20 protein-coding genes and 1 pseudogene are annotated in these 24,810 nt (G+C 63.9%); 5 read left to right on the forward strand and 16 right to left on the reverse strand.

Going from position 1 to position 24,810, the window contains the following annotated elements; all coding sequences use genetic code 11:
- Positions 1-215 precede the first annotated feature (215 nt).
- Entirely contained in the window at positions 216-2,783 is a 2,568-nt protein-coding gene (locus tag ASE31_RS29365; protein ID WP_057206584.1) for an ankyrin repeat domain-containing protein, read from the forward strand.
- 10 nt (positions 2,784-2,793) lie between these two features.
- On the opposite strand, the gene ASE31_RS29370 is transcribed toward ASE31_RS29365, so the two are convergent.
- Together ASE31_RS29370 and ASE31_RS29375 are read right to left on the reverse strand one after the other, a co-directional pair.
- Positions 2,794-3,981, reverse strand: a complete 1,188-nt coding sequence (locus ASE31_RS29370) for a hypothetical protein (RefSeq protein WP_057206586.1) — start codon at positions 3,979-3,981, stop codon at positions 2,794-2,796.
- Positions 3,978-4,907, reverse strand: a complete 930-nt coding sequence (locus ASE31_RS29375) for a LysR substrate-binding domain-containing protein (RefSeq protein WP_057206588.1) — start codon at positions 4,905-4,907, stop codon at positions 3,978-3,980. The genes ASE31_RS29370 and ASE31_RS29375 overlap by 4 nt, the downstream gene beginning before the upstream one ends.
- Before the next feature lie 201 nt (positions 4,908-5,108).
- Here ASE31_RS29375 and ASE31_RS29380 point away from each other — a divergent pair, with 201 nt between their 5' ends.
- A complete protein-coding gene (locus ASE31_RS29380) occupies positions 5,109-5,936 on the forward strand; it encodes a sulfite exporter TauE/SafE family protein (protein WP_057206590.1) in 828 nt (275 codons plus the stop codon).
- Positions 5,937-5,945: 9 nt separating this feature from the next.
- On the opposite strand, the gene ASE31_RS29385 is transcribed toward ASE31_RS29380, so the two are convergent.
- The 4 genes from ASE31_RS29385 to ASE31_RS29400 all read right to left on the reverse strand — a co-directional run bounded on the left by ASE31_RS29385 (position 5,946) and on the right by ASE31_RS29400 (position 10,077).
- A complete protein-coding gene (locus tag ASE31_RS29385; protein WP_057206593.1) occupies positions 5,946-8,045 on the reverse strand; it encodes a UvrD-helicase domain-containing protein in 2,100 nt (699 codons plus the stop codon).
- A 220-nt stretch (positions 8,046-8,265) separates the two neighbouring features.
- On the reverse strand, positions 8,266-8,757 hold the full coding sequence (locus ASE31_RS29390) for a nuclear transport factor 2 family protein (RefSeq protein ID WP_057206721.1): 492 nt from the start codon (positions 8,755-8,757) through the stop codon (positions 8,266-8,268).
- Between the two features lie 92 nt (positions 8,758-8,849).
- Positions 8,850-9,251 (reverse strand): nuclear transport factor 2 family protein, encoded by a 402-nt coding sequence (locus ASE31_RS29395; protein WP_057206596.1) that lies wholly within the window; start codon positions 9,249-9,251, stop codon positions 8,850-8,852.
- A gap of 4 nt (positions 9,252-9,255) precedes the next feature.
- Positions 9,256-10,077, reverse strand: a complete 822-nt coding sequence (locus tag ASE31_RS29400) for an MBL fold metallo-hydrolase (RefSeq protein ID WP_057206598.1) — start codon at positions 10,075-10,077, stop codon at positions 9,256-9,258.
- Positions 10,078-10,254: 177 nt separating this feature from the next.
- Between ASE31_RS29400 and ASE31_RS29405 the strand changes: the two genes are divergently transcribed.
- Positions 10,255-11,208, forward strand: a complete 954-nt coding sequence (locus ASE31_RS29405; protein ID WP_057206600.1) for a LysR family transcriptional regulator — start codon at positions 10,255-10,257, stop codon at positions 11,206-11,208.
- An 11-nt stretch (positions 11,209-11,219) separates the two neighbouring features.
- Here ASE31_RS29405 and ASE31_RS29410 read toward each other — a convergent pair whose 3' ends face one another.
- The 4 genes from ASE31_RS29410 to ASE31_RS29425 form a co-directional block, all read right to left on the reverse strand.
- On the reverse strand, positions 11,220-12,584 hold the full coding sequence (locus ASE31_RS29410; protein ID WP_057206602.1) for a S9 family peptidase: 1,365 nt from the start codon (positions 12,582-12,584) through the stop codon (positions 11,220-11,222).
- Positions 12,584-14,458: a hypothetical protein gene (locus ASE31_RS29415; RefSeq protein ID WP_057206604.1), complete on the reverse strand. Its 1,875-nt coding sequence runs from the start codon at positions 14,456-14,458 to the stop codon at positions 12,584-12,586. Before ASE31_RS29415 ends, ASE31_RS29410 begins: the two co-directional genes overlap by 1 nt.
- 204 nt (positions 14,459-14,662) lie before the next feature.
- A complete protein-coding gene (locus ASE31_RS29420) occupies positions 14,663-15,346 on the reverse strand; it encodes a TetR family transcriptional regulator (protein WP_057206607.1) in 684 nt (227 codons plus the stop codon).
- Between the two features lie 103 nt (positions 15,347-15,449).
- Entirely contained in the window at positions 15,450-15,998 is a 549-nt protein-coding gene (locus ASE31_RS29425; protein ID WP_162261449.1) for a hypothetical protein, read from the reverse strand.
- Positions 15,999-16,284: 286 nt separating this feature from the next.
- On the opposite strand from ASE31_RS29425, the gene ASE31_RS29430 reads away from it, so the two are divergent.
- A complete protein-coding gene (locus tag ASE31_RS29430; protein WP_057206612.1) occupies positions 16,285-17,313 on the forward strand; it encodes a purine nucleoside permease in 1,029 nt (342 codons plus the stop codon).
- A 131-nt stretch (positions 17,314-17,444) separates the two neighbouring features.
- Here the strand turns inward: ASE31_RS29430 and ASE31_RS31345 are convergent, their stop codons facing one another.
- The 3 genes and pseudogenes from ASE31_RS31345 to ASE31_RS32305 form a co-directional block, all read right to left on the reverse strand.
- Positions 17,445-18,170, reverse strand: coding sequence for an Abi family protein (locus tag ASE31_RS31345; RefSeq protein WP_082604430.1), 726 nt, complete (start codon positions 18,168-18,170; stop codon positions 17,445-17,447).
- Entirely contained in the window at positions 18,148-19,329 is a 1,182-nt protein-coding gene (locus tag ASE31_RS31350; protein ID WP_082604431.1) for a DUF262 domain-containing protein, read from the reverse strand. The genes ASE31_RS31345 and ASE31_RS31350 overlap by 23 nt, the downstream gene beginning before the upstream one ends.
- Positions 19,330-19,919: 590 nt before the next feature.
- A pseudogene (locus ASE31_RS32305) lies at positions 19,920-20,708 on the reverse strand (IS5 family transposase).
- A 192-nt stretch (positions 20,709-20,900) separates the two neighbouring features.
- On the opposite strand from ASE31_RS32305, the gene ASE31_RS29435 reads away from it, so the two are divergent.
- Positions 20,901-21,806, forward strand: a complete 906-nt coding sequence (locus tag ASE31_RS29435; protein WP_082604433.1) for a TIR domain-containing protein — start codon at positions 20,901-20,903, stop codon at positions 21,804-21,806.
- A 102-nt stretch (positions 21,807-21,908) separates the two neighbouring features.
- On the opposite strand, the gene ASE31_RS29440 is transcribed toward ASE31_RS29435, so the two are convergent.
- The 3 genes from ASE31_RS29440 to ASE31_RS29450 all read right to left on the reverse strand — a co-directional run bounded on the left by ASE31_RS29440 (position 21,909) and on the right by ASE31_RS29450 (position 24,780).
- Positions 21,909-22,508 (reverse strand): response regulator transcription factor, encoded by a 600-nt coding sequence (locus ASE31_RS29440; RefSeq protein ID WP_057206613.1) that lies wholly within the window; start codon positions 22,506-22,508, stop codon positions 21,909-21,911.
- Positions 22,509-22,626: 118 nt separating this feature from the next.
- Positions 22,627-23,973 carry an ATP-binding protein gene (locus ASE31_RS29445; RefSeq protein WP_057206616.1) on the reverse strand — a complete coding sequence of 449 codons (1,347 nt, stop codon included), beginning with the start codon at positions 23,971-23,973 and terminating at the stop codon, positions 22,627-22,629.
- Positions 23,974-23,982: 9 nt separating this feature from the next.
- Positions 23,983-24,780, reverse strand: a complete 798-nt coding sequence (locus ASE31_RS29450) for an SURF1 family protein (protein ID WP_057206617.1) — start codon at positions 24,778-24,780, stop codon at positions 23,983-23,985.
- Positions 24,781-24,810: the final 30 nt, after the last annotated feature.

Below are 24,810 nucleotides of genomic sequence, written 5' to 3' on the forward strand. Positions count from 1 at the left end.
GTTGAACTGTACGCCGCAGGTGATCAAAGAAAAACCACCCAGTCGCGAACTGACTGTTCCAGTATTGGAAATAGTCGAGGCTGCGGGTACGAGGTGTGCGGAAACAGGAGGGTCATGTTGCAGACATGCCATTGCCTTGTTTTTGTCATGCAAATGTCATGATGGGGGCGCATCCTCATCGCATAACAACAACAAAAAGAAATGGAGGGACATCCATGGCAAGAGAGAACAACCCCGAAAACATAGACACCCTGGCCAAGCGCCTGGGAATGCTGCTGTTTAGCGGGCTATTCGCAGCGGCCTTTGGTCTGGGCGGCTACTTCGCGGGGCTCCAGCCCCTGGCGCAGACGCTCCGGGCGGCGCTGGAGGTGCGCAGCTGGCATCCGGTGGCGGCCCAGGTGCTGGGCACCGAGCTCAAGCGCCACACGTCCAGCGATGGCACCACCTACCGGGTGCAGGCCCGCTACCGCTACGAATTCGCGGGCCGGCAGTACGAGGGCACCCGCGTGGGGCTCGACCCCGAGGCCGGTGCCGACAACATCGGCGACTGGCACCAGCACTGGCACGGGCTGCTGCAAAGCGCCCAGTCCCGTGGGCAGCCCATCACCATCATGGTCAACCCGCAGGCGCCCTCGCAGGCGCTCATCGACCCTTCCATCCGCTGGGCGCTGCAGATGTTCCGCGTGCCCTTTGCCCTGGTCTTCACGGGCGTGGGGCTGGTGGCGGCCTGGTTCTTCGTGCACATCCTGCTGGGCGGGGGCGGCAGGAAGCCGGAGGCCGAGCTGGGCGCTGCGCCCGAGCCCCTGAAAAAAGGCGCGGCCAGCAAGTCGGCGGGCGCCACCTGGTTCTTCACCGTCTTCTGGTGCGGCATCGCCTTCCCCATGGCCGCCATGCTGTGGACCAGCGGCAGCGCGCCCTGGTTCGCCAAGGCCTTCATCTCGATCTTCGTCATGGTGGGGCTGGTGCTGATCGGCCTGGCATTGCACCAGACGCGCCAGGCCTGGCGCTATGCGGGCACAGCGCTCACGGCGCTGCCAGCCCGGCCGCGCGCCGGCCACCCGGTGGAGCTGACGCTGCTGCTGCCCGAGCGCGCCGCTGCCCACCAGAACGAGAACCGCCCGCAGCTGCGCCTGGCCCAGTACCGGGTGGACGAATCGGGCTCGGGCTCGCCCGAGCGCTGCGTGGAGTCATTCACCGAAGCGGCGCGCATGCAGCGCACGGCCGATGGCGGGCTGCGGCTGGCCGCGCGCTTCGATCTGCCGGCCGATGCGCCCCCGCACGGCAGCCAGCGCTCCGGCGAGCGCGTGGACTGGCGGCTGGAGCTGCTGCACGGCCCGGACGGCTCGGTGGAGCTGACCTACGACCTGCCCGTGCAGGCCGCGCCGCGCGGCTTCGAGGGTGGCGGCGATGAACTGCCCGACCGCTTCGACCGGCGCGCCGCCTGGAAGCAAGTGGTGCCCATTGCGCCCCTGAGCGAAGCCGAGGTCGCGAACGAAGGCCCCCTGCCTTTGCCCCCGGCAGTCACGCTGCAGGAGACCCGAGAGGCATGGACCTACCAATTCAGCCAGAGCGGCTGGCGCTGGGCCGCCGGCCTGGTGCTGGCCGGCCTGGCGCTGGAGGCGGCGATCAACGGCCGCCTGAGCGCGCAGGGCCTGGTGCTGCCCCACGGGTTCTTCGCGGCGGGCGCCTGGATCGGCCTGGCCGCCTTTGCCCTGCACGCCGCCACCCGCCGTTGGAGCCTGACCGTGCAGGACGGCGGCATCACCGCGCGCCGCCACTCCTGGCTCTGGTCGCGTGCCGACACCGTGCCCGGCGATGCCAGCCGCACCCTGGCGCACAAGCTGCTGTACACCACGGGCAGCGGTGCCAGCGAGCACCGCTACCACGCCGTCTACGCGCGTGGGGCAGGGGACACGCTGGTACGACTGACCCCCGGCCTGGGTGGCGAGGCGGCGGCCACGGCCCTGGGCCATTCGCTCGCGCAGGCCTGGGCGCACCGGCGTGGCCGCTTTGCGGCCGGCATGCAGCGGCCCGCTCGGGCTCAGTATTCCCGCCCGGCCTGGGGCGCGCTGCTGGTGCTGGCCCTGGTGGTCTGGTGGGTTGTGGGGCCCAAGGTGGCTGGCATGGCGCGCCGCACGCCAGCGGCTGAGGCGGCTGAGGCGGCTGCGCCCGCCGTGTCGTACTCCGCCGTAGACGGCCGTCTGCTCGACGCCCAGAACGCCGGCGACGCCGCCGCCCTGCGCGCCGCGCTGGCGGCCGGCGCCAACCCCGACCTGCTGGCGCCCAACGGCTCCAGCGTGCTCATGCTGGCCGCGCACCGGGGGCAGATGGAGCACATCGAGGCGCTGCTTGGCGCCGGCGCCAAGCCCGACCTGCGCCAGACGCAAAAGGACAGCGAACTGGGCGACACCGCGCTGCTGCGCGCCTTCTACGGCGGCAACCTGGCTGCGGCCCAGCGCCTGGTGCAGGCCGGGGCCGGCCTGTCGGCCCGCAACCGCTGGGATTGGGGCCCCGTGCACATGGCCGCGCAAAGCGGCTGCATCGCCTGCCTGGAATGGCTGGCTGCGCAAGGCCAGCCGCTCGATGAACCCGCAATGGCCAGCCGGGGCGAAACCCCGACCATGCTGGCCGCCGGCCGGGGCCGGGTGGAGGCGCTGCAGTGGTTCGAGGCCCGGGGCATCGACCTGGCGCGCAAGGACCCCCATGGCAAGACCGCGCTGGACTGGGCGCGCTTCAAGCAGCAGGCTGAAGCGGAGCAGTGGCTCTTGGAGCGAGCGCGCTGAGCGCGGCAGCCTATGCTTTTCGCTTCACCTGCGCACGCAGGTACGCCAGCAGCCGGTCTACCCGTTGCACCATTTCCTTCTTCATGGCGGCAGGCGCCGTGCGCTCTTCATGCGCTCGTTTTTGCTGCGCCATCTCCTGGAACTGCTCGCCACCATACAGCCAGGCACTGACCAGCGCGGCGTAGCCGAAGTTCTTCTGGGTGTGTTCCGCCAGCGTCTTGTGGCCCTGGGGGTTGCCGGCCAGCGGGAACACGGTGGTGCCCGACAGGATGGCCTGCATGCCCAGCGGCGTGCGGGTCATCTCCAGAATGGGCCCCACCGGGTCCTGCACCTCTTTCACCATGCGCTGCAGGTCTGCCGAACCCTTGATGGGGAAATAGGCATAGGTGTCCTGAAAAATCCCGACATAAAAATTCAGCTGGCGCCGGAAGTACATCTCGTCATGCTCGGGAAAGACGGCCCGCAGGATGTTGGCGATTTCTTCACTGAACACATTCACGTCGATGGTCAGGCACGGCAGGTGGTTGGTGTTCGACGTCAGCAGCGTCACGCCCTGCCCACCCGCCGGGGTGGGCCGGAAATACGTCGCCTCCGCCTGGGCGTGGTAGTACGGCACCTCGATCGCCTGCCGGGGTGATATGAAGCCGTGCTGTGGCAGCATCGACGAGAGCACCGAGCGCATCTCGTCGCGCGCCGACGCAAGTGCCATGGACAGGGGCGCTCGCGCGGGCGCTGCGGCGGGCGTGGAGGCCGGTGTGGGAGTGGGGGCGGGCGTGGCCGAGTCCAGGGGCGCGTTCTCCAGCACCCGCATCGCCTGTGTCCAGAAGTCGGTGCGCTCCGGCGGCAGCACGCGGTGGGGCGCCACCAGCGCCAGGCCCACCTGGTCGTCCAACACCGTCAGGCCCAGCGCGTTGGCCCGCTTCACCACGGCGCCCAGCAGCTTCATGCGGTTCTCGGCGGGCAGGGAAAACGTCCACACGGCCTTGCGGCAGTTTTTCGCATCGTTGACCGGATCGCCGTCCCAGGGCGCCTCGCCGCAGTCCTTGTAGGCTGCCATCTGCGCGGCCAAGGCCGCGAACTTCGGGTTGGGCCCGGGCTCCAGCAGCTCCAGCCCGAACCAGTTGCGCAGGGCTTCCTCGTACGAGGTCGGAGGGGCCTGGCCGGCCGGGGGTTCCCAAACGCGAAGGTCGTAGCTCATGGTGCGGGTGTGAAAGAGGGTGGGGCGGTTTCAGAATTTTGCGCGATGGGCAGCAGATGGTGCACCAACTGCTGCGCATGCTGTGGCAAATCTTGCAGTTTGCGCAGGCACAGCACCAGTTGCCGGTCGGCCCAGGCGTCGGTCAGGCGCACGGCCTTCACATGCTGCGCGCGTGCGTGGCGCATGGCTGCCGCGCGGGGCAGTATGCCCACGCCCACCCCCAGGCCGACCAGCTGGCACACCGCCTCGAACTGGCGCAGCCGCACCCGGTAGCGCAGCCGCTGGCCCTGGCGCTGGGCGTGGCGCACCACCAGGGCCTGCAGCGCGCTGCCTTCGGCCAGGCCGATGAAGTCCAGGTGCGCCACCTCGGCCAGTGCCACGCTGCGGCGCGCGGCCAGTTCGTGCCCCTGCGGCACCACCAGCACCAGCGGGTCGGGCCGCAGCACCCGCGTGGCCAGGCCTTCCAGGTCCACGGCATCGGACACCAGGCCCATGTCGCACAGGCCCGCGCGCACCGCGTCGGCCACCTCCTGGCTGGAGCGCTCGTCCACGTCTACCGAGATGCGCGGGTGCCGCGCCAGAAAGCCCGCAATCGCCTGCGGCAGGTATTCGCTCAGGGCCGAGCTGTTGCACAGCACGCGCACATGGCCCGCCAGGCCAGCGCCGTACTCGCCCAGGTCGCCGCGCAGCTGCTCCATCTGCTGCAGCACCAGCCGTGCGTGGTGCAGCAGAGTGTGGCCCGCGGGCGTGGGCTGCACGCCGCGCTGCTCGCGCAGCAGCAGGGGCACACCCAGCGCGTCTTCCATGCCGCGTATGCGCTCGCTGGCCGATGCCAGCGCCATGTGGCTGCGCTCTGCACCGCCGGTGATGGTGCCGGCCTCGTGCACGTTCAAAAACAGCCGCAGGTCGGTCAGGTCAAAGCGCATGGGCCACAACGTACCACAACGGCCTTCGGCCCAGCCTGAGGCTGGGTGCGCCGCATTCCGCATTTTCAGGCGCGCCCGCCTTGCCAAGAATGGCGGCCATGGCCTGCTGCACCGTGCGGGCCGCCGAAGAATGTCCGCGATGAATCCAGCACAATTTCAAAATTGTCCTACATGCCAGGGCCTGCGGGCGGGGCCGCAACCATGATGGCCGGCCTGTTCGGTGGGGGCTCCTGGGCCTGGCTGGCGGGCGCGGTGGCCGTCTTTCTGGTGGCCGGCGGCGTCAAGGGCATCGTCGGCCTGGGGCTGCCCACCGTGTCGATGGCCCTGCTGGCGATGCTGATGGCGCCGGCCGAGGCAGCGGCACTGCTCGTCATGCCATCGCTGATCACCAACCTGTGGCAACTGCGCCCATGGGCCACGCTGGGGCCGCTGCTGCGGCGCCTGGGCGGCATGCAGCTGGGCATCTGCGCAGGCACCTGGCTCGGGGCCTGGGTGCTGGGGGCGCCGGCCGGTGCGTGGTCGCGTGCATTGCTGGGTGTGGCGCTCATCGCCTATGGCTGCTGGGGCCTGGTGGGTGCGCGCCTGGCGGTGCCGCCCCGGGCCGAGCGCTGGCTGTCGCCCCTGGTGGGCTTTGCCACCGGCTGGGTCACTGCCGCCACCGGCGTTTTCGTGGTGCCTGCGGTTCCTTACCTCCAGGCACTCGGCCTCCAAAGGGACGCGCTGGTGCAGGCCATGGGCATCTGCTTCACCGTCTCCACCATCGCGCTGGCGGGCGGCCTGGCGCTCAACGCCAGCTACCCGGCATCCGCCCTCGTGCTCTCGGCCTGGATGCTGCTGCCCGCGCTGCTGGGCATGGCCCTGGGCACCCGCATCCGCCAGCGCCTGTCGGCGGTGTGGTTTCGGCGCTGCCTGATGGTGGGGTTGCTGGCGCTCGGCACTTACATGGTGGTGGATGCCCTGGCATGGCACGGCTTCGCCTCGCACGATGGCGAAGGCGCACTGCGCATGGGCCGCGACAAGGCGGCGTAAAGGGCGGGCCTAAACCGGCCCCGGCCACACCGGCTTGGCCGCGCTCTCCAGCACCCACAGCGCCGCCCGCGCCCGCGTGGTGGCCACGTAGAGCATGTTGCGCTCGCGATAGGCTTCCTGGTGCGATGCGGGGCCGGGAAAGCGCCCGCGCTCCACGAAGGGCACGGCCACAAAGGTGAACTCGCGGCCCTTGCAGGCGTCCACGCTCAAGAGGCGCAGGCTGATGGGCTCCTGGCTTTGGTGCATGGCGATGCTTGTCGTCACCAGCAGGGTGAGGCGACCCAGCAGCTCCGCCACCGGCAGGCCATGCGCCAGGTGGGCCAGGCTGGCGAGGCTGGCCAGGCAGGCGCTGCGCTCCGTGCCGTTGATGGGCGCATCGGCAAAGATGCGCCGCACCAGCGGGTGCTGGCAGAAGGCGCCGGCATCGGCCAGCACGGCGGCCCGCGCCGCAGCGGGCAGGGCCATGATCTCGGCGCAGGCATCCTTGAGCTCGGGCGCATTCGGGTTCAGCGTGCCGTGCGCGATGTAGCGGCGCATGCGTGTGGCACCGCTGTACAGCGTGGCGGCCAGCTTGCTGCCCTCGTCGGCGCCGGGCAGGTCGGTCCAGCCTGCGTTGTCGAACTGGCCCTGGGCCAGCAGGTCCACGTCGGCGGCGCCGCTGCGCGCCGTGCGGCGGCCATAGTGCAACAGGCCCTCCACGGCGGCGCCCACGATGCCCGGGGTCAGGTAGCGCTCGTGGCCGTCATCGCCCTGCAACGCCCACATCAGCGCCAGCGCCAGTGCCACCTCGCGGCGCAGGTAGAAGGGGCTCATGCCCTGGCAGCCGTAGTGCACGCCCTCGTGGCCAAACACCCATTCGAGCAGGATGCTGTCCTGCGGGTTGCGCAGCACCACGTTCAGCGAGCTGTTGTGCTGTGCGCCCTTGTCCCCCTTGCTTTCCTGCAGCGCGCCCCAGCCATTGACGATCTGCCCATGCAGCTCCACCAGCTGCGCGGCGCAGTGCTCGTCGCTGTCGTAGGTGAGGTGGGCAAACGCGTCCGAGCTACCGGCCACGGGCGCAAACTCCACGCCGAACAGCGGGTTCAGCGCTGCGCAGATATCGGCGCCAAAGCGGCGCGTGGTGTTGATGGTCAGCACCTGCGTATCGGCCGGCAGGCACTCGCGCACGCGCTGCATGCCGCTGCCGAACACTGAGAACGAACCCTCGTGGATGTGCTGGTTGAAATCCCCCGCGCCCACGAAGAAGCCATTGCTGCCCTGCACCAGCTTGCGCAGCACCGTCAGCGCGCCCTCGTCCAGGTCGTGCAGCTCGTCGAACAGCACGGCGCTGTAGCGCTCTTGCAGCCATTCAAACGGCTGGTCCCAGTCCAGCGCAGAGAGCTGGCGGCACAGCTCGAAGGTGCAGTCGCCCTCGGCATAAAAGCGCGGCTCGTGGTTCATGCCCACGCGCATGCGCTCGTACTGCCCGTACAGGCGGCACAGGCCGTAATCCAGGTCGCGGTCTTCGCAAAAGGCGCGCAGGTCCAGGCCCGAGTCTTCCACCTCGCGCGCCAGCAGCCGCTTCTTGGCCAGCGCCTCAAAGGCCAGAAAGGCATCGATGTCCACGTTCTGGCCCAGCATGGCGTCGTCGATGCCATCGCTGCCGCCACCACTGTCACTGTTGCGCTCCAGCTCCAGCCGCAAGGCCTCTTGCGCCTGCAGTATGAGAAAGCGCCGCCGCACCGGGTCGTCCAGCTTCTCCACCGGGTCGCCCTGTTCCTTGAGCACCTGCTCGCACAGCTGCTCCATGGTCAGCACCTCCATGCTGCGCGGCACCGCGCCGTGCAGCTGCAGCATGCGGTCGCGTATGGCAGTCACCCCGGCGCGTGAATACGCCAGCACCAGAATGCGCGGTGGCGCCGCGTCGCGCTGGCCCTGCAGGCTGGCCAGCAGGTTGCAGGCCTTCATGCACAGCGTGGTCGTCTTGCCCGTGCCCGCCAGCGCGCTGATGATGATGGCCGGCGCCGTGGAGTCCAGCACACGCCGCTGCTCGGCGGTGGCCGTGATCCGGGCGTGGGCCCAACTGCGCGCAGGCGGCTTTGGCGGAATGGGCGAATTGTGCACAGGCATGTCCGGGAGAAAGGGGTGCCATTGTCACTGACCCGGTCAGGGCCGTTGGCGGCAGCAACCCTTGCTTCCCCCGGCGAATCGCCATCCCCAGCGCATTCCGCGCGCTACCGTAGCCTCATACGGATTGGCATTCGATCGTATGGCTAGGCGGGAGCCGCAGACAGTGCTGTGGCACGGCAAGGCGAACCAACGACGCTAGACGATTGAAGGCCAATTCGTATCACTGACGCAGGGCCGAATCCCAGTGCTCCACGATCTTCCCGTTCTCGATGCGGAACATGTCGAACCAGGTGGTGGTGTACTTCTTCGATGCGTCCTTCGGATCGGGGTACTCGCGCACGAAGCTGAGCGTCACCAGATCACGCTCGGCCGTGATCGAAACCAGGGGAGCCTTGATCCGGTCCTCCACCGGCTTGGGGCTTGCATGCCGGCTTGAAATGAAGCCAACCAGCGCGGCCCGGCCGTTGGGCACGTTGGGGTTGTGCTGGATGTAGCCCTCGGCCACGTATTTATCTACCGAGCTCACCTGGCCCGACTCAAAGACCTCACGCCAGAAGTCGTACACCAGGCGCTTGTTGGCAGCGATCTTGGGGTCGCTGCTGGCGAGCTGCGCCGCCTGGTCCGTGGCGGGGCTGACAGGCGTCTGGGCGAATGCGGGCGCCCCGAGGGTGATGGCCAGCGCGGCGATGGCAAGCAGTTTTGAATGGTGCATGGTGATGTGAATGGTTGCGATGGTGATATCTGCATGCGCCTGCCATGGCAGCCGCATGCAGGTGGTGGACTTGGCCAGCCCGGCAAAGTTTCTTACGGCGCGTTGCCCATTGCCTGGCGCACCAGCAGCGTGTCGGTGAATTGCTCGAAGGCCATGATCTGGCCGTCCTGCACCTTCCACACATGGGCCACCCGCGCCTGCATTGCCTTGCCCGTGGCGCGGAAGGTGCCGTGGTAGGTGCCCACCCCGATCACCTGGTCGCCCGCATCGATCAGGGTTTGCAGCTCGAACCGGTAGCCGATCCAGTCGCGGCCCAGCACGGCAAACACGTTCTCGGCCACCGCCTGCGGCCCCACCCAGGTGCCCGCGCACGGAAACCCGGCCATCTCGGTCCAGCGCACCTGGGGCGACACGTTGGCCATCATCTCCTGCACATTGCCCTGGGCCGACGCGGCGTAATGCGCGCGCACGATATCGATAGGTTGGGTCGTCATGGCTTCAGCCCCACTTCATTTCGCCGGTGGCCACCTTGGCGCCGATCTGCAGCGCCACGCCCATGCCGGCGTCCGGGTAGCGCTGTGTCATGGCGGCGATCAGGGCGGCACTGTCGGCCGCCTTGGCCAGCTCTTGTTCAAACGCCAGCAGGTAGTCGAGGGTGTAGGCAAGTGCCGTTGCATCGGCAGCCGCAGTGATCGCCATGTGCCCTGGCACCACCACTGCCGGCTGGCGCGCGGCCATGGCGTCGAGGTTGCTGATCCACGCGGCACGCGCATCGGCGCCCTGCGTGTCTGCCGTCCACACGTGCACGCCCGAGAACACCAGCACCCCGCCGAAGACGGCGTTGAGCGACGGCACCCAGACATAGCGGCGATTGGCCAGGCCGTCGGCATTGGCGATGTCGATGGTGTGGCCTTCCAGCGAGAGGCTTGGGCCGTCAAAGGCCTCGGGCATCACGATGTCTGCCAGCGCCTGCGGGCCGTTGTCCTTGAGCTGCGGGCCCCAGGTGGCCAGCTTCTTTTCCACATTGGCCTTGATGGCGGCAATGGTGGCCGACGCAGCGATCACCCTGGCATTCGGGAAGGCCGCCTTGATGGGCCCCAGGCTGAAGTAATAGTCCGGGTCGCTCTGGCTGATGTAGATGGTCGTGAGCTTCTTGCCGCTGGCCTTGATGGCCTCGGCCAGCGCCTTGCCATCGGGCAGCGTGAAGCCGCCGTCGATCAGCACGGCATCGCTCGTGCCAGAGATGAGCACCGGCGCGCGGAAGAATCCGTGCTCGCCAGCGGGGAAATGTTTCCACGTCAATCGGGTCGTATCAGCCATGGCGTTTCACTCCTGAAAATCAACCATCGCGACGCCTGCGGCGGTTGCATTGTGGATCACTGATTGCAGCTTGGCGCAGCTCTTTTTGCGGGCAGTTGCCGGCCCGGTGGAGAAGCGCTGGGCCCATGGTAGGCACTATCGATTGACTCTGAAATACATACATGCTAAACACAATGTATGCTAAAAACATACAATCAGGCCGACAACAGCCTGGGCGGGCTGGGCAACCTCAGGCGCCTGGCCTACTTCGTGGCGGTGGTGGAGACGGGCTCTTTCACCGCTGCAGCCGAGCGGCTGGGCATCACCAAGGCCGTGGTCAGCCAGCAGGTGGCCCGGCTGGAGAGCGAGTTTCGCACCTCGCTGCTGGTGCGCACCACGCGCAAGGTGCAGCCCACCGAGGCCGGGCAGGCCTTCTACCTGCGCTGTGCATCCATCCTGCACGAGGCCGAAGACGCCTTTGGCGAACTGGCCGAATCATCGGCAGAGCCATCGGGCACGCTGCGGCTCACGGCCCCGTTCGACTATGGCGTGGGCGTCGTCGTGCCGGCCATCGTCGCCTTCATGCAGCGCTATCCCGCCTGCAAGGTCGACGCCATCATGAGCGACCAGACGCTGAACCTCATGACCGGCAATATCGAGCTGGCCATACGCGTCGGCTGGCTCGCCGAGACGGGCCTGCAGGCCCGCAAGATCGGCGCGTTCAGGCAACTGCTGGTGGCGCCCCCTGCCATGACGCGGCAGGTGGCAACGCTCACGCAGCCGGGCGAGTTGGTGGGGCTGCCCTTCGTGGCCAACACCGCCTTGCGCGACAACCTGCGGTGGGATTTCGCGCGCGACGGGGCCGAACGCCAGGCGGTGACCATGCAGGCATCCATCTTTCTCGATGCCACCCTGGCCGTGCGCGAAGCCGTGTGCCAGGGCGCCGGGCTCTCCGTGCTGCCTGACTATGCGATTGCAGACCACCTTGCCACCGGCCGCCTCATCCAGGTGCTGCCGCAGTGGGAGCTGCCCTCGGGCGGCATCCACGCGGTGTTTCCGGCCGCGCGGTTTCGCCCGGCCAAGGTGCGCGCGTTTGTGGACCTGCTGGCGGGCAGGGAGGCGGTGCGGCAAGGCGCCAGCTCAGCTCCTTAGCAGCGCGATGCTTACCGGCACCCCGCCGCCCGCATATCCTCCGACCCGACCCGCGCCGTGCTGCCTGGCTTGGTGATCGCGCAGCGCGACTTGAAGTAGAACGACAGCCGGTCGCGCACCGGCGTGCCGCCCACCAGGTAGGGGCGGTTGCCCTTCATGACCGAATCCCCTGCCGCCGCCTTGTCGTACAGTCCCTGGCTGATGTTGTGCCGGTCGGCCGAGTCGTCGAAGGTTGGCGCCGTGAGCCGCCGGAACGCATCGGCCGCCAGCGCCGGGTCGTGCGCGCCTTTCAGGTAGCGGTCGAACCAGGCCAGCGTGTAGTAGTTGATGACCGATTCACCATACCGGCTGGCCGGCCCGCCAAACAGCGAGAAGTCCAGGTGCGTGCCCGCGCGCAGCGCCACCAGCATGGTGTCCACCCCGGCGCCCTTGAGCTCCTGGTAGCCCAGGTCCTTGGGGTGGGGCTCGGCCCCACGGCCCCGGCCGCCCTGGGTATTCGTCTTGGCGGGCTCGGGCGCTTCGGTGGTGGGGATCACCTTGAAGTAGTAGTCCGCCCCAATGCCCAGCGCCGGTGTGCGAATGGCGACGTCCGCCGGTGGGTCCATGCCGATCTTGTCGACCCAGCCGGTCTTGAGTGCCGTGAGGTTGTCCCACGACACGATGGCGCCGATGCGCTTGTCGGTTTGCCCGATCAGGCTGGCCGTGCTGCCGCCTTGCGAGTGGCCCGCAATACCCACCATGCGCGCGTCCAGCTCCTTCCCGTGCGGGAAGGCACCGCCGGCCAGCGGGGCGGATGGCGTGGCCAAAACCCAGTCCACCACGCTCTGCGCGTCGGGGCCGTGCGTGCCCATGGGGGCAGTGGTTTCCAGCGCGATCGTCATGTAGCCCGCCTCGGCCAGCACCTGTGCGGCCGAACGGTGCAGCCGTTTGGAGCTGTAGCCGCCATGCACGATCACCACCGCAGGGTAGGGCGGCTCGAAGGCCTTGAGGCCTGCCGGCATGCCCCTGCAGGTGCCTGCGGAGCAGGGCCGGTAGATCTCCACCGCAATCGGTTTGCCCGATGCGGATGGTGTGCTCGCCTCGGTGTACCGAAAGCGCTTGTCGGCATGGCTGGCCGGGTTGCGATAGGCGTCGAGCGCAGGCGTCTTGCCCGGGGTGAACAGCGAGGCGGGTTGCTGCGCAAAGTCGTCGATGCGCTGGCGTGCGCAGGCCATATTGTCGGCATCGCGCTGCTTCCACTCGGCCGAGCCGGGAGCGGGCGATTCGTGCTGCACCGGGCCCAGGCAGTCCAGCGGCGCGGGCTCTGCCGCATGGGCAGCAGCGCCCAGGCCGCCCAGGGCCAGCAGTGCTGCTGCGGCAAGGCCACTGCTGCGCATCACTTGGCACCCCCGGCGCTCGCGTTGCGCTTCATGAACGCCGCCAGCGGCCGGATCACATTGTTCGTCGCATCGTCGTCGGCCGTCACGATGTCCACGTGCGAATAGCCCTCGCTCATGTGTACCTCAAAGCCGCCTTCCACCCCGCCGTACTGGCGGTTGGCCACCAGTGTGGGCTGGCCGGCGGGCGTGCGCGCCATGCCGGCCTTGCAGCTGGCTGCGGCGCAGGGCGCAATCGCCTCGGCAAAGCCACGCCAGATGCCGGCCACGGGCGTGAGGCCATTGGTGCCGCCAAACGCGATGACGGGGATGTCGATCTTCTTCGCCTGCGTCTGGTTCACGATGTCGGCCCGGCCGCGCCCGCCCTGGCTGGTGGGCAGCGACAGGGCGCTGGTATCCAGCCCCAGGTTGGCGCCGCCGCTGCCTTCGGCATTGGCGAGCAGCAGGCCCGAGCTGGGGTAGTACCAGTCGCTGTAGGTGGTGTTGCCCACAAACAGCGCGCGCGACATGCGCTTGAGGTTGGTGGGCTCCACCTCCTTGCCCCAGGCGGGCGGGTTGGCCACCAGCGTGGCCGGCTGCGGGCCGAAGTCTCGGTAGGCCGCTGCGGGCAGCGGGTCGGTGTTGTCCAGCCAGGTGCGCAGGCCGTCGGCCCGCGCCGGGCCCAGGGCGCCCATCGACACCGAATAGAACACGGTGCGCTGCAGGTTGTCGTCGTCCATGAAGGTGCCGATGGCCGCGCCCGCCGTCACCCCGAAGTCGCGCTTGGTGAAGTCTGCCACGCGGTTGTACACGTTGTTGCCCGCCACGCCCCCCTGGTCCGCCTGCAGCAGCGCCTGCGTGCCGTTGACCGTGCCCTCAAAGGCCATCTGCATGCCCGCGATCTCGGTCGATGCGCTCACGCGCGGCGTGAGGCCCGGGCGCGACACAAACCCTGGCTCGGCCCCCGACGCCACCGCCGCATACAGCCCGCCATCGGCCGCGCGCACCACCGCATCGAGCTGCGCCGCCGTGGGCGCGCTCGTTGCCAGCGCACCGCCGGGGCCCTCAAACAGCACCAGCCCCTTGAGCTTGGCGTAGCCCGGCTGCGCAGGCCCTGTGCCCGTGAGGTTGAAGTCCGTGGCCGCATAGCGCGCCACAAAGCCCGTGCCCGCCGAATGCCCGCCCAGAAACACATTGCCATTGCGCGCCACCGTGTGCGCTGCGGTCACCACCGCATCCAGGTCCAGCGAATGCACCTGCGGCGTCCAGTCCGCCAAAAACGGGATCTCACGGCTTTCATGGAACACCGCGCGCCGGCTCAGCTTGGCCGGCAGCGGCAGCCCCAGCTCGCCGCCGTACAGAAAATTCAGGCCCAGCGCCGCATCGCGCTCGCGCTCGGCGATCTGCAGGCCCTCCATGTCCTGCAGCGCCACGGACCGGCGGTCCACCCCCCACACCTCCACCACCGCCTGGTGGTCGACCCACATGCGGCGCACCAGGTTCTCAGCCAGGATCAGGTAGCTGTGCGACGCCGCCAGCGTGCCCGGCATCGCCACCAGCACCGCATCCACCGGCTTGCCCGCATTGGCCGCCAGCCCATAGCGCGTGTAGCGCACCCGGTTCAAATCCGGCCCCGCCGCGCCGAACTGCGTGGCCAGCTTGCTGCCCGCCGTCACCGTGACGCCTGCCGTGCCCGGCGTGCGCGCCGCCTTGGCGCGGCTGGCCAGCTCGTGCGTGCTGATGGTGAACTCGCCGGAGGTGGCGCCGCCATCCACCAACGCCTGCCCGCCACCGCCGCAGGCCGTCAGCGCTGCGGCAAGGGTCAGGCTCAGCAACGTGCGGCGCAGGGGCGCGCCGACGTGGTGGTTGCCGATATCTCTTTTGTTCATCTGCATGCCTGTCTCCTTGATGGTTGTGTGAGGCGGTGGGTAAAAAATGGGCGCAAGCTAACGCTGCAGGTGCGTTGCCCAAGCAACGCACACGCGTGTCAACATCAGCAGGGAGTTAAGCGGTTAAGAAAGCCTCTCTGGCTAGGCGCTTCTGTCGCAGACAGTACGTTCAGTACGGCAAGACAGAACAACGACGCCAGGGAGGCTTTATTAGCCGCTCAACCCAGCCACCAGATAAGTCAAAAACTCTTCTTGTTCGCGCGCTTCGTTGCCAGGCATCGAAAGTTCCATGGCTCCAAAGGGCGAGCGCCGCATGTAGCTGCGGTACGAGATGCCGTAGTACACGGCGTTCATGGTCAGCAGCAGCCGAAACTGGATCGTCTCGCGCCCCACAGCGGGCATGAGCGCCTGCAGCCGCGCCAGGGTCAGCTCCAGCGTGCGGCGGTGCAGGGCGGCCGATATTTCCTGCCCCTTCTCGCCATAGTCCCACCCCAGCCGGCCGATGAAGTTGACCGCATCGCGCCCCAGCGCGGGCTCGCCCAGCATGGCGATCACGGGGCCAAAGGCCGCCTCCACCACATCGCGCACGGTGTAGCCCGGCTGGTCCGCCAGTGCCTGCAGCCGCGCACAGGCCCGCGGCTCCAGCCATTGCTGCAGAAAGTGGGTGATCGCTTCGATCAGCTCATCGCGCCCGCCAAAGTGGTAGTGCAGTGCCGAAGGGTTCTGCGCCCCCGCCGCGATCACGATGCGCCGCAGCGACACGGCGTTCATCCCCTCGCGCGCCATGAGGTGCATGGCTTCTTCGATCAGGCGGGTGCGGGTGGCCTGCGGGTCGGTGGGGGAGGGGGCTGGCGGCGAAGGATCATCGGCAGGCAATGCAAGGGCAGGCGTCATGGGGTGAATAATGCACTTGAATTAATTCATGTGCATTAGGGCTTGCCCTCACCGTGCCGCTTTGGCGGCGAATGCAGTCGATGCTCCTTCTGCAACAGGCTCCTTACGCCACTTCCTCTTGGTAGTAACCCAACAGTAGCGCTTGAAGCTCTGGGGGGAGGTGCGCATTGAATCGGTCTGCTTCATGTTTGGACAGCGAAAAGCCCTCCGCATAAAGGACCGCAATCCAGGTGGGCTCGATGCGCCTTAGCTCTGGTTCCCGCTCTTGCCCCAGTGCGTACCGCATTGCGTTGACCACTTGCTTGTTCTGCGCGATTTCCAGCAGCTTGGCACGCTGGCGGCTGGTTCCAATGGCCGATGTGAAAAGCAACGCACGAAGCTGGGTCAGGTTGTGCTTCCATGATGCGCGCAGGGCTTCATCGTCGTCCGACAGGTCGACGATGCGGGTCAGGGCGTGGGTATACCGGGTGAGGTCAGAGCGCTCTTGCAGAGCGCTGATCGATTCACGCACCAACTGCGGCTTGGCCGAAAGGAGCAGCTTGGAGCCGGCATCAAATGCAGCCCACTGGTCCCATCCCTTCCAGATGATGCAGCGGATGAATTCTTCAGCCGATTTGGGCTTCTGCAAAAATTGATCGCTGTAGGGGTGCATGTCGGGAGAACCGTGGTTGCCGCCGGGTTCGCGGCAGCACTTGGAGTCTAGCCGCATGCTGGTTTTCTTGGATCGAGATGGGGTAGCTGTTCGCTTGCCGTCGTTCCAGGGCGCCGCCGCTCTTGGAAGATTGCGGACCAAGACGGTAAAGTGATTGCCTCCATGATCGCGCGCTCCTGCCTTGCTGAGCCATCACCGAATTCAGGCCCAAAATGGCAGAGTTCTTGCGTGTCCCATGGCTTGTGCCAACGCGCAGCATGTCTTTTTCCTAGCTAAGGTGCCTTCGATGCTCTTCCCCTCTTTCCACCCCGCGCGCTGGCTCCTGCTGGCCCTTGCTGCGCTGTCCATTTCCGGCTGCGCGACATCGCCCTCGGCCACCAGCACCGCACCCATCCGCGTCAAGGTCTTCGTCGCCGCCATGTTCGAGATCGGCAAAAACACCGGCGACCGCGCGGGTGAGTTCCAGCACTGGTACGAGCGGTATTGGAAAGAGGCCACCCCCATCACCGTGCCCGGCGCGCTGGGCCCCGTGTACTGCAACGCCGACGGCGTGTGCGGCGCCGTGCTGGGCATGGGCAAGGTCAACTCGTCGTCGTCCATGCAGGCCATTCTGCTCAACCCCCAATTCGACTTTGCGCAGGCGTACTACGTGATCTCCGGCGTGGCCGGCACGCCGCCGCAGCGGGGCACCATTGGCGACGTGAGCTGGGGCACATGGCTGGTCGACTACGACCTGGGCCACCGCTGGGCGCCTGAAGAAAACAAGGCCGGCGAGCCCACCTTCATGCCGCGCAAGGGCTATGAGGAATACCGCCGCTTTCAGCTGAACCCCCTGCTGGTCGACTGGGCCATGAACCTCAGCGTCGATGCACCGCTCAAGGATTCAGAAGGCGCCCGCGTCTACCGCCAGCGCTACCCCGACGAGGCCGCCCGCCGCGGCCCCAGCGTCATCACCGGCACCCACATGACCGGCGACACGTTCTTCCACGGCCCCGGCATGTCCAAGCAGGCCCAGTACATCGCCAAGCTTTACGGGGCTGACGACTACGTGATCACCGAGATGGAAGCCGCCGCCATTGCCCTGGTGGTCAAGCGCACCCACGGCACCGACCGCCTGTTGAGCCTGCGCGGCGCGGTCAATTTTGACCAGGGCAACCCCAAGGAAACCACGCTGCAGCATCTGGACCCGGCACCGGGCGAAACGGCCGGGGGCTTTGCGGAAACGGTGGAGAACGTGGCGCTGGTGGGCACGCGGGTGGTGGACCATATCGTGCGGAATTGGGGGCAGTGGCGGGGCGGGGTGCCGGCGCGGTAGAGCCTACCCAATTTATTCGGATCTCTTTTGATACTAGAGATCTTCTGCCAGACCTCGCTTTTCGAAACCCAAGCCCAATGGAATCAACTACTTAGGCGGCTTTTCTCGAAACTTCAGAGGGCGGACCTTCCCTAATCCGCTCTCTCGTCGTTTGCCTGTAAAAATCTCCCATAGAGTTCAATGAATATTTTATCTATTAGTATCAACATGAAGAAAAATAAAAAATAATTCTCGTATTTATATTTTTCATCTAGTAAAGTCTTCAGTGTTGGCAAATTGTGTTGATAAGAAGATGTGTTGTGAGCTATTCTGTTTCTTTGTCGGTATAAGTGGTCTGTGTATAAGGATCTTAGGGCGGAGTCTGTGAAAATTTCGTTATCACTTGCGATGTGACTTGGTTTGATTGATGTAAGGATTTTCTTGAAGTCAAGAAATGCAGCCTGCGCCCAAATGGCGAGGTTAGTTTTCTCAAATGTCTCTATTATTTCTTTGGTCGCGTATTCAATCAATTCCTTTCTGTTGCTAAATACTTCATTGATCTGAAGATCATGCTTTTTTGCGATCTTTGTAAGGTCTTTGTAAATGGTATTTTTGTCTGGGTAGCTTGAGCATTCTCCCAGCGGCTTCTTGGTGAATTCATACCGGTATTCGAAATCAATGGATGCCACGTCCCAGCAAATGCACTTCATTTTTTGCTCTTGAAAGCCCGTCATTTTTATAAATATGGATTGCATGACATAGTCGCACAGGGAAAAGGTTTCAATGCCCGATCCAATTCCTGCGCTTGCTGATACAGCATCCCTGAGAATTTTTGATATGGGCGAAAATATAAAGTCAGAGTGCGTTCTTGATGGCATATTTGTTGTATAGCTTTATTGATTCATCGATTCTCAGTCGCAAATATTTTAGATGGCCCGGAGCTCTTACGTGTTGTGCATCTTTTCTAAGTTCGGTGATATTTGATTCGATATTTTCTTTCAATTCTTTGATTTTATTTTTATCAACAGTTTTGCCTAGAAAAACAGTGGTATAAATAAGTCCAAAGAAATACATGTCAAGATCAATGATGGATGAGAATTTTTCATAAATTTTCATTTCATCTATTGTGCTTTGCAGTGTTGTAAGCCGCAAGTCATATTGCTTTCCAGGGAAAATGCTGGAGAATTTTCCATATCTTCCGTCGCTGTCACTGATCGCGGAGTATATGTACTCTTCGTAATATTTCTCCATGATCTGCTTGTAGCTTCGAGCAACGTATTCTGATCCCCCATCTTTGTTGTATTGTGATAGCAAAGCCAAAAATCTTACGAAATCGATTTTTGTTTCTCCGCTGAATCCTTTGATAACGAAATTCTGTGTAAACCTTTTGGTGAAGAACTGTGTCAGGTCTTTATCCAGAAAGTACAGTGATGCCCGGCTCTCTTGGGGTAGAAGTGTTTCCCCTTGAATGTTTATGTTCCTAAAAACAGAAGAGTAGTATTTTTGTTGTATCTTCTCATCATTTGTCGATGGGACCAAATAAGAAAATCCAAGAAAATTCTCTTCAAAGAAATTTTCTTTTATATTGAGATTTGTTTTTTTGTAATTTCCATCTTGGATTTTTTTAAGGATTTCTTGTTTGCTAGATGCCTTTTCCGTTAGCTTGTGAAACGTCCACTCGAAAACGTTGTCGAGTAGCTCGCCGGGCTCACTATCATCGTTTTCACTAGCAAATATTTCAATGGTTTTTTTGTATGTCTTTTCATCCGGATACAAATCAAGATATGCTAGCAAAATACTTGTTAGTCGTTGCTGTCCGTCCAAAATGAGATTTTGACTTGTGTCGCCTATTTTAAATGCGCCAATCGTGACTGGTGGTATAAATTGCTTATTGCTAAACGCCTCAATTAAATTTGCTACCTTGTTCTCGTTCCATACGAAATAGCGCTGATATTCTGGTAGTGCGATATTTTTCTTTAAAATTAGATTTATCCAATGCTTAAGTGAGTACTGTCCGTAATAAACTCTATTTTCCAATTGTTTCTCCTATGGGATTTTGTGAGTGTTCGACGCCATTTTCTTTAGACTCGATGTGATTGATATTGAAGAAAAACTTAAAGACTAAATTGAGTTCCTCGTCGCGAATGCTTCGCGCAGTTGCAGGGTACGGCATCAAAGTGCCTCGATAGGAAGGCGATCTCTTGTCTATTCATGCGCTGGCTGGATGAAGCGGCTCATTTCTGTCATTGTCACTATCTGCAACGATCTGGCAAAGAATGCTTTGCTGCTCATGGCGTTGATGCCACAGCAAGCCTGTACTGGTGCGCTCCAATGGGCTACGTGGCCAAGCTGCTGAACTCATGGCCTCGCTGTTGCCATGCGCTATCGGCATGCGAGACCGCTTGAACGCCTATGGCGCTCCATCTCCGAGAAAGCGAACTTTGGCTCGTCTGCCAGCACCTCGTGGACCCGCTTTCGTCCCAGCGTCTTGAGAAAGCTAGATCGCTTGGTCCCGTCCACCTCGGTATCGCCCTCGCGTGTGCCAGAGGCGGACTCGATGTGATCGGCGTTGGATAGCTTGGCCAACCGCGGCAGGCACTGATCAAGCAGCTTCAGGCCAAGGGTAGCTAACACGACCTCTCAACAAGCCGCGAGCAGATGACGGCTACGGCCAATTTCATAAACGCCTCGTGGATGTCCAGTTGCCGTTCAAAGTGGATGCGCAGCTTGCCGAAACCTGCAAATCACACATGGGTTCTCTCCACTACCCAGCGATGCTTGCCCAGGCGCTTGCTGCTTTCTAGGCCCCGCTTGGCAAACCTGCTTGATATGCCGTGGCCGCGCAGGTGTGCTGTGCAGTTGGAATAGCCATCCCTTGGCGGCGTGCAGTTCGGAGGGCCAACGCCTGAGCCTGCCGCGCAGTCTTCGAACTTGTGGCAGAGAATCAATGCACTTATCGAACATCATGCGGCCGTGCCGGTTGGCGCCACTGACCAGCACTACTACTAATAGGATGCCTCGGGCATCTACGACGATGTGCCGTTTGCTTCCGAGCTTCCCTCGTCCTGTAGGGTTGGGGTCTGTTACTTCGCCCCGCCCGGGCCTGAGATCGATGCGCCATTGATGCTGGCACGACTCCTATCCATCTGATCGTGCTCGCGCAGACGCACGAGCATGGCTTGGTGCAGCTTGTCCCACACGGCTGCGGCATTCCGATCCCTGGGCCGTCGCCAGCAGGTCATGCCGCTGCCGCACCCAATAATTGAGGAAGGTCCTCCCGGGAGATGCCTGTTTGCCGCATGAACAGGATGCCTTTGAGGGTGGCTTCGCTGATGACTTTGAGGCTGCGGGGGGCGCCTATGACAAAGGGGATGCAGCTGTTGCCACAGTTTTTTGTTAACGGGGCATCGAGACATGAACTGTCAGGCGTACCTGCTTTCGATGTCGCTTTTGCAAGGCGTGTTAGCCGCTCTCGGTGGCAAGGCGGGCGCCATTTGCATCGTGCAGGCCTCGTCCCACGCAAGATCGAGAAGATGCCGGAGCAAAACAGGTGATGTTGAACACACTGGGACTACAAGAATAGGGCAATGTCAGGTACATTGCCTGACATGGATAAGCCAGCACTCTTCATAGCCTCGTCTGTCGAGGGCCTACCGGTAGCAAATGCCATCAATGAAAACCTTGATCGGGATGTGCATTGCACCATTTGGCAACATGGGACATTCAAGCTTGGCTCTGATGGCCTAGGTGATTTGATCCGAAAGTCATCTGCCGTGGACTTCGCTGTGTTTGCATTTACGCCGGATGACGTTACTACGATGCGGAAAAAAGAGGTCGCAGTGGCTCGCGACAACGTGGTGTTTGAGCTTGGTTTGTTTATTGGATCGATTGGGAAGGATCGCTGTTACGTTATCAAGCCTCGGAACGTTGAGATGCATCTTCCGTCTGATCTTGCTGGCGTGACAGCAGCCAGTTACGACGCAGACCGGCCAGATGGTGACATTGAATCAGCCCTTAACGTTGCCTGCTCCCAAGTTCGGCGCCGAATCAAGGAGTTCGGTATTTTACCCAGATCATTTAGCGAAGAGATTCGAAAGCCAGGGCAGCATTTGTCAAACCCTCCAGACTACAAGTTAAACGGTGTTGACCTTGAGTTTCTTGCCCAGTGTGTGCAAAGTCATGTGGCCTACCCTATTGGCCTTGCGTACGGAATTATAAGCAGTCGCATAAAAAAGCCAGATTACATGATTTCGTTGGCTGCGGTGAAGCTCGTAAGGCTTGGTTATATCGAGAAGTCCATAGAAAATGATGACCGTGACGGCGGGCAGTACTTTGCTTACCGGGCTACCGAAGACGGTCTGGATACTTTTCTGAAGAGCGAAGGTGAGTACGCCGAACTAACGTTGGAGGCATTGGCAAGAAATCGTACGATTCAGCGCGCACCGCCTCCTCGGGTGCCTCCCTCGATCCACGTTGATGGTTTTGATGACATGGATAAGGACATTCCTTTCTGACCCATTGAAATAGCTTCTGTCATGCTGAGGCTTGCGAAGGAGGTCCACGAGGCTACGCTCCATACCGGTACCTGGTTTGTGAGCATCGCCATTGGGTGGGTGTCAGCTCACCTGCTGCTTCTCCAACTTCCGCGCCAACGTCCTCCGGTGCATCCCCAACCGCCGCGCCGTCTCCGAAATATTGAACCCCGTCTCCGCCAGCACCTCGTGAATCCGCTCCCACTCCAGCGTCTTGAGCGAGCTGGAGCGGTTGGTCACGTCCACCTCGGTATCCCCGGCCTTCAAGCCAAACGCGGCCTCGATGTCGTCGGTGTTCGACGGCTTGGCCAGGTAGTGGCAGGCGCCCAGCTTCACAGCCTCCACCGCAGTGGCGATGCTGGCGAAGCCGGTGAGCACGACGATGAGCATGGCTTCGCTGGCGGCGTGCAGTTTTTGCACGCAGGCCAGACCGGATGCGTCGCCCTTGAGCTTCAAGTCGACCACGGCGTAGCCGGGGGTGTGCTGGGTGAGCAAGGCTTCCACCTCGGGCAGGCTGGCGGCCTGGAGCACGCGGTAGCCGCGGCGCTCGAACGAGCGGGCCAGGGTGCGGGCAAAGGCCTCGTCGTCTTCGACGATGAGCAACTGGGGCTTTTCCTTGGCATCCTTGGAGGGTGGATCTGCTGCGGGGCTGCTGCTGCTGCTGGCGGTGGTGATTTCGTCCATGGCGGTCGGGCTCGGGTTTTGTACTAGTACGAATTCAACTTTGACTGGCTACAAAAGCTGCTTGTTGGTCTGGTTGGTTGTCCAGCCAATCCATCCAACGCACGCTAATCCGTGGCCATCACACCGGCCGGTGGCCGCGCGGCATCGCCACGGCTGCCAGCGGCAGGCGAATGCTCACTTCGGCCCCGCCCTCGGGGGCGCGGTTGCGCGCCGTAACGCTGCCGCCCAGGGTGCGCGCCACGTTGACCACCAGGTACAGGCCCAGGCCGCTGCCGGGGCGCTGCTTGGTGGACTGGTAGGGCTCGCCCAGGTGGTCCAGCATGCCGGGCGCAAAGCCGGGGCCTGCGTCGTTGACGGTGATGCACAGGGCGGGCACATCGGCCTTGTCGTCGCGGGTGATGAGCAGTTCCACCCACTGGGGCGAGGCGTCCCTTGCATTGTCCAGCACATTGAAAACCATCTGCTTCAACGTGGTGTCCGACACCATGGGCGTGTCGTCGCCAAAGTCGTTGCGGTACGAAAACGCGGGTATCGACCGCGTGGTGCGCCATTCGTCGGCCAGGGCGTCGACAAACGTTCTCACGGTGGTCTGGGCCGACTCTTCGCCGCGCGCCTCGCCGGCCGACAGCAAGATGCCGCTGACAATGCTCTTGCAGCGCTGCACCTGCGTGCGCATTTCTTCGATGTCCTCGCGCAGCACTTCGTCGCCCATCAGCTCCTGGTCGTGCTGCCAGTCGCCCAGAATCACGGCCAGGGTGGACAGCGGTGTGCCCAGCTCGTGCGCGGCGCCCGATGCGAGCAGGCCCATGCGCACGATGTGCTCTTCTTCCACCCGGCGGCGGCGCGCGGCGGCCAGGCGGGCGTCGCGCTCGCGCAGGTTCAGGCTGATGCGGGTGATAAACACCACCACCAAAATCGCGTTGAGCACGAAGCACACCAACAGGCCGATGACGTACAGGCTCGACAGGCCCTGGTGCAGGTCTTGCGGCAGCTCCAGCGGCAGGTGGTGGGTGGCCAGCACGCAAAAGCACACGGTGGTGATGACCACCATGCTCCAGATGTAGGCCCCGCGCAGCAATATGGCGCCCAGCGCGATCTGCAGCAGGTACAAAAAGACAAAGGGGTTGCTGGTGCCGCCGCTCAAATACAGCTGGGTGGTGAGCACGGCCACGTCCACCAGCAGGGCCAAAAAAAGCTCCACATTGCGCACCTGCACCCCCGTGCGCAGGCGCAGCAGGCTGACCACGTTGAACACGGCCAGGCAGCCCACCACCATCAGCATCTGGTGCAGGGGGATGGTCAGGCGCAGGCTGTGGTGCGCCACCTCGATGGTGAAGACCTGGCCAATGACGGCCATCCAGCGCAGCTGAATAAGCTGCTGCAGGTTCTTGATGCCGGCGGCGGCATCGGCAGCGCGCGGGTTGCGCAAGAACTCGGCGCTCTTGGCGATGCGTAGAAGGGGCATGGTGGGAGTCTACCGGCGCCGCTCGTAGCGCACCACGAACCAGCCCGCGCCCAGCACCATGAGCGCCAGGCCGTACCAGGTGAGGGCATACACCGCATGGCTGTTGGCAAAGCGGATGGTGGTGAGCCCCGCGCGCGGCCAGGTGCTGCCCGCCGTGGTGGCAGCGGTGCCGGCCACTTCCACCGCCTCGGCGGTCGGGTTGGCCACGCCGCGCGTGGGCAGGCCGGCGTCGATGAAGAAGGGGGCGGGGCGGGGCAGTTGCAGTGCCCGGGCGATGGCCGCGACGTCGCGCGAGAACCAGCGCTGCTCGGCGGGATCGTTGCTGCGCAGGAAGCCGCCCTTGGGTTCGGTGATGCGGATGAGGCCCTGCACGGTGGGGGGGGCGGCGTCATCGACCTTGCCTGCCCACTCTGCGCGCTGGTCTTGCGGGATGAAGCCGCGGTTCACCAGCACCTGGGTGCCGTCGCCCTGCTGCAGCGCGCTGATGACCCAGAAGCCCGAGCCCAGGGCCGTGACGGCCTGGGTGAGCACGGTCTTGCCGGGCAGCCAGTGGCCGGTGATGGTGACGGGCAGGTATTCATGCCCTGCGGCGTTGATGCCGGGCCAGTCAGCGGCCGGGGGCAGGGCCACGGGGGCGGCGTGCACGCGCTGGTCCACGCGCTCGATGAGGTCGAGCTTCCACACCCGCCGCTGCACCTGCCAGGTGCCCAGGGCCACAAAGCCCAGGAAGAGGGCGATGCCCAGCACCAGCAGCACGGCGCGGCGCAGGCGCCGAGGGGCTGCGTGGTTTGCGTGGGTTGAGGTCATGGGGATTTCCTTGGCTTGGTCGATTGCACG

The sequence above is a fragment of the Acidovorax sp. Root217 genome, from assembly GCF_001428645.1.
In the GTDB taxonomy this organism is placed as follows: domain Bacteria; phylum Pseudomonadota; class Gammaproteobacteria; order Burkholderiales; family Burkholderiaceae_C; genus Acidovorax.